The sequence below is a fragment of the Bacillus pretiosus genome, from assembly GCF_051294775.1.
Taxonomy (GTDB): Bacteria; Bacillota; Bacilli; order Bacillales; family Bacillaceae_G; genus Bacillus_A; species Bacillus_A wiedmannii.
Genome location: NZ_JBPPHF010000292.1, coordinates 1 through 297, shown reverse-complemented (window position 1 = coordinate 297; position 297 = coordinate 1). Strand labels below are relative to the sequence as shown.

General features: G+C 34.0%; 1 pseudogene. It reads right to left on the bottom strand.

Features of this window, described 5'->3' with window-relative positions:
• Positions 1–7 precede the first annotated feature (7 nt).
• Positions 8–297, bottom strand: a pseudogene (locus ACSG5Z_RS30930) (competence protein CoiA); the annotation flags it as partial.

Here is a 297-nt window from a genome sequence, read left to right as displayed (position 1 = left end):
ATTTTTATTATGAAATTCCTTCACGATCAGTCTTTATTATATCCCCTTTTCCTTCTCTCATGTTGTACTTTGCCTCAAATAAAGATAAGGCATACGTTAAGCAAATTTCATCATATTTTATATCTTCCTCCTCTGTTTTTAACATAACTACTTCTCTTTTTTTCCGGTACTTATAAGTCCCTACTTTCTGCAATACACCTGCATAACATAAAAATGTCATATATTCAGCAACTCCTACTTTCCATATATGCCGTGAAAAGTACGGGAGCATGCGCCTTTTCGTATACGGTTTCACAT